The sequence below is a fragment of the Intestinibacillus massiliensis genome (assembly GCF_900155735.1).
Taxonomy (GTDB): domain Bacteria; phylum Bacillota; class Clostridia; order Oscillospirales; family Butyricicoccaceae; genus Intestinibacillus; species Intestinibacillus massiliensis.
This window is the reverse complement of sequence record NZ_LT707057.1, coordinates 24,586-32,288: the sequence shown is the minus strand read 5'-3', so window position 1 is coordinate 32,288 and position 7,703 is coordinate 24,586. Positions and strand designations below refer to the sequence as shown.

Annotated in this window: 8 protein-coding genes; all 8 read left to right on the top strand. The window is 64.9% G+C overall.

What is annotated here, in order from left to right:
• Positions 1–238: TrmH family RNA methyltransferase (locus tag CZ203_RS06085; RefSeq protein ID WP_143436155.1), on the top strand; the 238-nt coding region annotated here is incomplete at its 5' end.
• 34 nt (positions 239–272) lie between these two features.
• Positions 273–662, top strand: a complete 390-nt coding sequence (locus tag CZ203_RS06080) for a DprA-like winged helix domain-containing protein (protein ID WP_087065260.1) — start codon at positions 273–275, stop codon at positions 660–662.
• A gap of 39 nt (positions 663–701) precedes the next feature.
• Positions 702–3,110, top strand: a complete 2,409-nt coding sequence (gene topA / locus CZ203_RS06075; protein WP_087065259.1) for a type I DNA topoisomerase — start codon at positions 702–704, stop codon at positions 3,108–3,110.
• The gene (gene trmFO / locus CZ203_RS06070) at positions 3,100–4,407 is read left to right on the top strand and encodes a methylenetetrahydrofolate--tRNA-(uracil(54)-C(5))-methyltransferase (FADH(2)-oxidizing) TrmFO (protein ID WP_087065258.1); all 1,308 of its coding nucleotides are present in this window, start codon (positions 3,100–3,102) and stop codon (positions 4,405–4,407) included. The genes topA and trmFO overlap by 11 nt, the downstream gene beginning before the upstream one ends.
• A gap of 1 nt (position 4,408) precedes the next feature.
• Positions 4,409–5,440 carry a phosphate acyltransferase PlsX gene (plsX, locus tag CZ203_RS06065; RefSeq protein ID WP_087065257.1) on the top strand — a complete coding sequence of 344 codons (1,032 nt, stop codon included), beginning with the start codon at positions 4,409–4,411 and terminating at the stop codon, positions 5,438–5,440.
• 120 nt (positions 5,441–5,560) lie between these two features.
• Positions 5,561–5,794, top strand: coding sequence for an acyl carrier protein (acpP, locus tag CZ203_RS06060; RefSeq protein ID WP_087065256.1), 234 nt, complete (start codon positions 5,561–5,563; stop codon positions 5,792–5,794).
• A 73-nt stretch (positions 5,795–5,867) separates the two neighbouring features.
• Positions 5,868–6,536, top strand: a complete 669-nt coding sequence (rnc, locus tag CZ203_RS06055; RefSeq protein ID WP_087065255.1) for a ribonuclease III — start codon at positions 5,868–5,870, stop codon at positions 6,534–6,536.
• Between the two features lie 60 nt (positions 6,537–6,596).
• The gene (locus CZ203_RS06050) at positions 6,597–7,607 is read left to right on the top strand and encodes an elongator complex protein 3 (protein WP_159456389.1); all 1,011 of its coding nucleotides are present in this window, start codon (positions 6,597–6,599) and stop codon (positions 7,605–7,607) included.
• Positions 7,608–7,703 lie beyond the last annotated feature (96 nt).

The window sequence follows — 7,703 nt, the reverse complement described above, 5'->3', positions numbered from 1 at the left end:
CGCCGCCGGGCTGCCGGTCTATGCCACCGCGCTGGCGGAGGGCAGCCTGCCCGTGCAGCAGGCCGCGCTTTCCCGGTGCGCGGTCGCCATCGGCAACGAGGGGCGCGGCGTATCTGCGGAAACGCTTGCCGCCTGCGACCAAAAAATCATCATCCCGATGGACGGGCGCGCCGAGTCGCTGAACGCGGGCGTGGCGGCCGCCATCCTGATGTGGGAAATGGCGCGTAAAAACGCCTGAAACGACATAACATGAATGGAAAAGGAGGCTGCCCATGTCCGCACGACTTCACTGGCTGTGGCTCGCCACGCGCGCGCCGTTCCGCCCCCACCAGATCGCGGCGCTGCTCGCGCACTTTGGTTCGGCGGAGCAGGCTTATGCAGCCGGCAGCGCCGCGGTTGCCGAAGTGCCCGGCCTGACGAAACAGCAGGCGGCGTCGCNACCGCCGGCAGCGCCCGCCAAGGCGGCGCTCCCCGCGCACCTGACCGATGAGGAACGCGCGGTCATCCGGGCGGTACAGGCCGGCGCGGACACGGTGGACGCGGTAATCGACGCCGTGGGGCAGCCGACGGCGCGCGTCACCGCAACCATCACCATGCTGGAACTGGACGGCGTCCTGTCCCGGGAGGGCGGCCGCCTGCGCGCCGCCGCAGCCTATCAGTGAGGGCAAGCAATTCACACAGAGTAACGGAGGACAACCCTAATGTCAAAGCTGGTCATCGTCGAGTCCCCGGCCAAGGCCAAGACCATCGGCAAATACCTGGGTACGGATTACGTCGTCAAAGCGTCCATGGGGCATTTGCGCGACCTGCCCAAGAAGAAGATGGGCGTGGACATCGAGCACGATTTTAAACCGCAATATATCCCGATCGAGGGTAAAGATAAAATTATCAACGAACTGCGCGAGGCTGCGGACGATTGCGATTTCGTTTATCTCGCAACTGACCCCGACCGCGAAGGCGAAGCGATCTCCTGGCACCTGAAGGAGCTGCTGATGCTGGGCGACAGCCGCAGCCAGCGCGTGACCTTTAACGAAATCACCAAAAACGCGGTCAAATACGGCATCGAGCACCCGCGCGATATTGATATCGACCTGGTCAACGCGCAGCAGGCGCGCCGCATCCTGGACCGCGTGGTCGGCTACCAGCTTTCGCCCTTCCTGTGGCGCAAGGTCAAGCGCGGCCTGTCCGCGGGGCGCGTGCAGTCGGTCGCGACGCGCCTGGTCGTCGACCGGGAGAACGAGATCCGCGCCTTTGTGCCGGAGGAATACTGGTCGATCGAGGCCACGCTGCACACCGCCGCCCAGGGCGTATTCACCGCCCGCTTTTACGGCGACCGGGACGGCAAGGCCGAGCTGAAAAACGAGGGGCAGGCGATGGCGGTCGTGCAGGCCGTGACGGGCAAGCCGTTTACGGTCGGCACGGTCAAGCGCGGCAAGAAGAAAAAGTCCGCGCCCGCGCCCTTTATCACCTCGACCCTGCAGCAGGAGGCCTCCCGCAAGCTCAATATGACGCCGCGGCGCACCATGAGCGTGGCGCAGGAGCTTTATGAAGGCATCGAACTGCCCGAGGTCGGCCTCACCGGCCTGATCACCTACATGCGTACCGACTCGCTCCGCCTGGCCGACGAGGCCACCGCGGCGGCGGCGGACTTTATCCGCGCGAAATACGGCGACCAGTATTACCCGGGGAAGGCGCGCGTATTCAAGACCAAGGGCGGCGCGCAGGACGCGCATGAAGCGATCCGCCCGTCGAACGTCAGCCTTGAGCCGGACGCGATCCGCGGCTCGCTCAGCCCCGACCAGTACAAGCTATACAAGCTGATCTGGTCGCGCTTCGTGGCCTGCCAGATGGCGGACGCGATCCTGGACACGGTCTCCGCCGATATCCTGAGCGAGGGCTATGTGTTCCGCGCGAGCGGCTATACGGTCGCCTTCCCGGGCTTTACGGCGGTATACGTCGAATCGACGGACGACGAGAAGAAGGACAACAAGGGCGAGGGCAAGGCGCTGCCGCCCTTTGACGAGGGCGACGCGCTGACGGCGGAGAAGGTCGAGCCTGCGCAGCACTTCACGCAGCCGCCCGCGCGCTATACCGAGGCGTCGCTCATCCGGGCGATGGAGGAGCGCGGCATCGGCCGCCCGTCCACCTACGCGCCGACGATTTCCACGATCCTCGACCGCGATTACGTGGCCAAGGAGAACAAGGCGCTGCGCCCGACCCCGCTGGGCGAGGGCGTGACCGGCCTGCTGGTCGACAAGTTCAAGTCGGTTGCGGATTATGAGTTTACCGCGAACATGGAGCATGAGCTCGACGAGGTCGAAGCCGGGAAGCTCGACTATATCCAGCTCCTGCACAATTTCTACGGCGGCTTTGAGTCCGCGCTGCAGCAGGCGGAGGTCGACCTCGAAGGGCAGCGCATCAAGATCGAGGACGAGGTCACGGATGTGATCTGCGACAAGTGCGGCCGCAATATGGTCATCAAATCCGGCCGCTTCGGCAAGTTCCTCGCCTGCCCGGGCTATCCGGAATGCACGAATACCAAGCCCATCACCGAGGATACCGGCGCGGCCTGCCCAGTGTGCGGCGCGAAGGTCGTCAAGAAGAAGTCGGCGCGCGGCTATGTGTACTACAGCTGTGACAAGTACCCCGAGTGCCAGTTTATCACCTGGGATAAGCCGCTCAAGACCCAGTGCCCGACCTGCGACTCGTCCCTGTTCCGCCATACCGACCGCGACTCCAAGGAGGTGCGCGACGTGTGCCTGCGGGAGGGCTGCGGCTATTCCGAGCTGGTCAAGGAGGGCGTATCGCCCGAGGAGGCCGAAAAGAACCGCCTGCGCCGGGAAGCGCGCGCGGCCAAGGCTGCGGAGCGCGCGGCGCAGAAGGAAAAGGAAGAGGCCGAGCAGAAGGAAGCCAAGAAGGCCGCGAAGAGGGCCACGGCGAAGAAAACGCCCGCCCAAAAAGCGGCGGGGAAGACGGCGGCGGACGGCAAAAAGGCCGCGGCCAAGCCGGCCGCCAAAAAGGCGGCGGCCACGAACAAGGCGACGGCGGCGAAAAAGACGACGACGCGGAAAAAGGCGGCGGAAAACGGGGGTGGGGCGGATGCAGGCTAAAGCTACCGTCATCGGCGCGGGGCTTGCGGGCTGCGAGGCCGCGTGGCAGCTCGCGGAACGCGGCGTCGCGGTCACCCTGTGTGAAATGAAGCCGGAAAAACGCAGCCCCGCGCACCACTCGGACGATTTTGCCGAGCTGGTATGCTCCAACTCCCTGCGTTCGGGCGACCTGTCGAACGCGGCCGGGCTGCTCAAGGAGGAACTGCGCCGCCTCGGCGGGCTGATTATCCGCTGCGCGGACGCGACGCAGACCCCGGCGGGCGGCGCGCTCGCGGTCGACCGGGAGGCCTTCTCCCGCATGGTCACCGAAGAGGTGCGGCGCCATCCCAACATTACGGTCGCGCATGGCGAGGTGACCGAGATCCCCGCGGAGGGGGCGGTCGTGGTCGCGTCCGGCCCGCTCACCTCGGACGCGCTGTTCGCGCATATCCACAAGCTGGTGGGCGGCGATTTCCTGCACTTTTACGACGCGGCCGCGCCGATCGTCACCTTTGAATCCATCGACATGGAGAACGCCTATTTTGCGGCGCGCTACGGCAAGGGCACGCCGGACTATATCAACTGTCCCATGGACCGCGCGCAGTTTGACGTGTTCTGGGAGGCGCTTACCACAGCGGAGGAAGCGCCCGTGCACGGCTTTGAGGACGCCAAGGTGTTTGAAGGCTGCATGCCGGTCGAGGTCATGGGGCGGCGCGGGCACGATACGCTGCTGTTCGGCTCGCTCAAGCCGGTCGGCCTGCCCGACCCCAGGACCGGGCGCGACCCCTACGCCGTGCTCCAGCTCCGCCGGGACAATGCGCAGGGCACGCTGTACAACCTGGTCGGCTGTCAGACGCATCTGAAATTCGGCGAGCAGAAGCGCGTGTTTTCCATGATCCCGGCGCTGAAGGACGCGGAGTTTGTGCGCTACGGCGTGATGCACCGCAACACGTTCCTGGATTCGCCGCGCCTGCTGGGGCATAATTTTGAACTGCGCGCCGACCCGCGCATCCGCTTCGCCGGGCAGGTGACCGGCGTGGAGGGCTATATCGAGTCGGACGCCTCCGGCTTCCTGGCAGGGCTGGCGGCGGCCTGCGCGCTGTCTGGCCGCCCCGCGCCGGATTTCCCGGACACCACGGCGATCGGCGCGCTCGGGCGCTATGTCTCCAACGGGACGGTTACCAAATTCCAGCCTATGAATATCAATTTCGGCATCTTGGCGCCGCTCGGCTATCGGGTCAAGGGCAAAAAGGAGAAAAACATGGCGATTGCCGAGCGGGCGCTCGCCGTGATCGACAGCCTAAAGGGGGAAATTTGACATGAAGATCATCCTTGACGCGATGGGCGGCGACAACGCGCCGCTGGCCGCGGTCACCGGCGCGGCCATGGCTGCGCAGGCCTTCAAGGAGGAGATTATCCTGGTCGGCGACCAGGATACCATCAACGGCATCCTGCGGGAGCGCCGCTGGGACGGCGCGCTGCCCGGCGGCAAGCTGACCGTCGTCCACGCGCCAGACGTAGTGGATATGCACGACGACCCGGCGACCGTCCTGCGGCACAAGCCGGAATCCTCGATGGCCGTCGCGCTGAAAATGCTGAAAAAGGGCGAGGGCGACGCGGTCGTTTCCGCGGGCAACACCGGCGCGCTGCTTTCCGGCGCGACCCTGTACGGCGGGCGCATCAAGGGCATCCGCCGCGCGGCGCTCGCGCCGATGATGCCGTGCCGCGGCGGGCAGGTCATGCTGGTGGACGCGGGCGCGAATACCGAGTGCACGCCGGAATACCTGTTACAGTTCGCCTTTATGGGCAGCTTGTACATGGAGCGCATGGCGGGGCTGAAAAAGCCGCGCGTCGGCCTGGTCAACAACGGCACCGAGGACACCAAGGGCGACCCGCTGCGCCGCGAGACCTACGCGCTGCTTAGGGCGGCGGGCGATGCGGGGCGCATCAACTTCGTAGGCAACGTCGAGGGCAGCGGCGTGGCGTTCGGCGAGTGCGACGTCGCGGTGTGCGACGGCTTTGCCGGCAATATCCTGCTCAAGACGCTGGAGGGCGTGGCCAAGTTTATGGGCGGCGAGATCAAGCAGGTGTTCCTGCACAGCCTGATGACAAAGCTGGGCTACCTTGCCTGCAAGAAAGGCATGGACGCCTTCCAGGAGCAGTTTAACCAGGATAAAATCGGCGGCGCGCCCTTCCTCGGCGTCGCGCGCCCGGTCATCAAGGCGCACGGCTCTTCGAACGAAACCGCGTTCATGAACGCGGTGCGCCAGGCTATCGCCTACACGCAAAGCGGTATGATCGAGGCCGTACAGCAGAACATCGAATATATGACTGTGGGAAAAGCCGAATAAAACGTTGTTATTTTGTCGCCTGGCGCGACAAAAATTTAAACGCCCCCTTGACATCACACTCTGCACACTCTATCATCAGATTTATAGAACCGCAGACTTGGACGCCAGGGAGGTGACAGCATGGTATTTGACAAACTGTGTGAGCTGCTCGCGGAGCAGTTCGGCGTAGACCCGAAGACGATTACGATGGATACGTCCTTTGTTGAGGACCTGGGCGCCGATTCGCTCGACCTGGTCGAGCTGATGATGTCGCTCGAAGAGGAGTTTGACGTCGGTACGATCGACGAGGAGACCGCGATGGGCATCAAAACGGTTTCGGACGCGGTGCGCGTGATCGGCGGCGACGCGGAATAATAATGACGGGATACACACTGACACGAGCCCATTTATGGGCTCGTGCATCTTTATAAAGGGAAGGGGCGCGCATATGGATAAATCGGACTACAAATTTCAAAATATCGTGCTGTACCGCAAGGCGATGACGCATTCGTCCTACGCGAACGAACACAGGGAACGCCACCTGCAGCACAACGAACGGCTGGAGTTCCTTGGCGATTCCGTACTCGGCTTCGTGACGGCCGATTACCTGTTCAACCATTACCCCGAATTGCCCGAAGGCGAGCTGACCAAGCTGCGCGCGGCGGTGGTGTGCGAGCAGACCCTGTGCGAAATTGCCAAGGAACTCGGGATTGACAAGGAGATCCGCCTGGGGCACGGCGAGGAGACCGGCGGCGGGCGGCAGCGCCCGTCCATCCTCGCGGACGCCACAGAGGCGCTGCTCGGCGCGATCTACCTGGACGGCGGCATCGAGCCTGCACGCAAGTTCGTGCTGGATTTCGTGCCCCGCAAGGCCGAGGAGGCGCGGCACGGCGGCGTGTTCAAGGACTATAAGACCATGCTGCAGGAGATCGTCCAGAAGAGCAAGCAGGAAACGCTGGAATACCGGCTAGCCGGGGAGTCCGGCCCGGATCACGACAAGCAGTTTACCATGGAAGTGCTGCTGAACAGCAACGTCTTTGCGACGGGCACGGGGCGCAGCAAAAAAGAGGCCGAGCAGATGGCTGCAAAGCAGGCGCTCGCGCTGATGGGGCAGTAAGCAACCGGGGACGGAAGGGGCACTTCCGCCCCTTTTTATTGCCTGGAAGGGGGGATGGACATGGCGAAAAAGGCGATACTGCCTGTATTTGTGCCGCACCTCGGCTGCCCGTGCCGATGCGTGTTTTGCAACCAGCGCGCCATCGCGGGGCAGGCCGCGCCGGTGACGGCGGACGAGGTGCGCCGTCTGGCGGAGGGCGCGCGGCGGGACGGGCTGCGCACGCCGGAGCTTGCATTTTACGGCGGGAGCTTCACCGCGGTCGCGGAGAGCCTGCAGGAGGCGCTGCTCGCGGCGGCGCAGGGCTGCGTGCGGGACGGGCTGGCCTCGGGCATCCGCCTGTCGACACGGCCGGACTGTATTGATGCAAGGGTGTGCGCGCGGCTGCGGCGTTACGGCGTGGGTACCGTTGAACTCGGCGCGCAGTCCATGGACGATGGGGTGCTGCGCCAGGCCGGGCGCGGGCATACCGCGCAGGATACCGTGCAGGCGGCCGCGCTGCTGCGCGCGCACGGTTTTTCCGTCGTATTGCAGCTCATGGCCGGGCTGCCGGGCGACACCCGAGAAGCCGGGCGGGAAACGGCGCGGCGCGCGGCGGCGCTCCGGCCGGACGGGGTGCGCATCTACCCCGTCGCCGTGCTGCCCGGCACGGTGCTCTACGATATGTGGCGCGCCGGGACGTACACGCCCCTGACGGTCGCGCAGGCCGCGTCGCGGTGCGCGGACATGCTCGAAACCTTTACGGAAGCGGGGATCGCGGTGCTGCGCGTCGGCCTGAACCCGACGGAGGAACTGGGCGCGGAGGTCGTGGCGGGCGCTTACCATCCTGCAATGGGGGAGCTTGCCTGGAACGAGGCCTATTACCGGCGCATGGCGGCCCTGCTGGCGCCGTACCGCGGCCAAAGGGGGGACGCGGTGTTTTCCGTGCCCGCGGGCGACGTGTCCAAGGCGGTCGGGCAGAAGCGCGGCAACCTTGCGCGGCTCGGGCGGGAATTCCCCGGCGTGCGCGTACGCGTGCGCGGGGAGGACGGCCTCGCTGTAATGGGAATGGCCTTTACAGCAAGCGGCGGATAAGCGTACATGTGGGCGGTTTTTGTGAACAATCCGCAAATTCAGGCGCCGGGCGCATTGATTTACAGGGGGCATGGTGGTAAACTAATATATTATAAA

Bases quoted from the DNA above. Each gene is read 5' to 3' on its own strand.
- topA (WP_087065259.1), top strand. From the start codon at position 702: ATGTCAAAGCTGGTCATCGTCGAGTCCCCGGCCAAGGCCAAGACCATC.
- trmFO (WP_087065258.1), top strand. From the start codon at position 3,100: ATGCAGGCTAAAGCTACCGTCATCGGCGCGGGGCTTGCGGGCTGCGAG.
- plsX (WP_087065257.1), top strand. From the start codon at position 4,409: ATGAAGATCATCCTTGACGCGATGGGCGGCGACAACGCGCCGCTGGCC.
- acpP (WP_087065256.1), top strand. From the start codon at position 5,561: ATGGTATTTGACAAACTGTGTGAGCTGCTCGCGGAGCAGTTCGGCGTA.
- rnc (WP_087065255.1), top strand. From the start codon at position 5,868: ATGGATAAATCGGACTACAAATTTCAAAATATCGTGCTGTACCGCAAG.
- CZ203_RS06050 (WP_159456389.1), top strand. From the start codon at position 6,597: ATGGCGAAAAAGGCGATACTGCCTGTATTTGTGCCGCACCTCGGCTGC.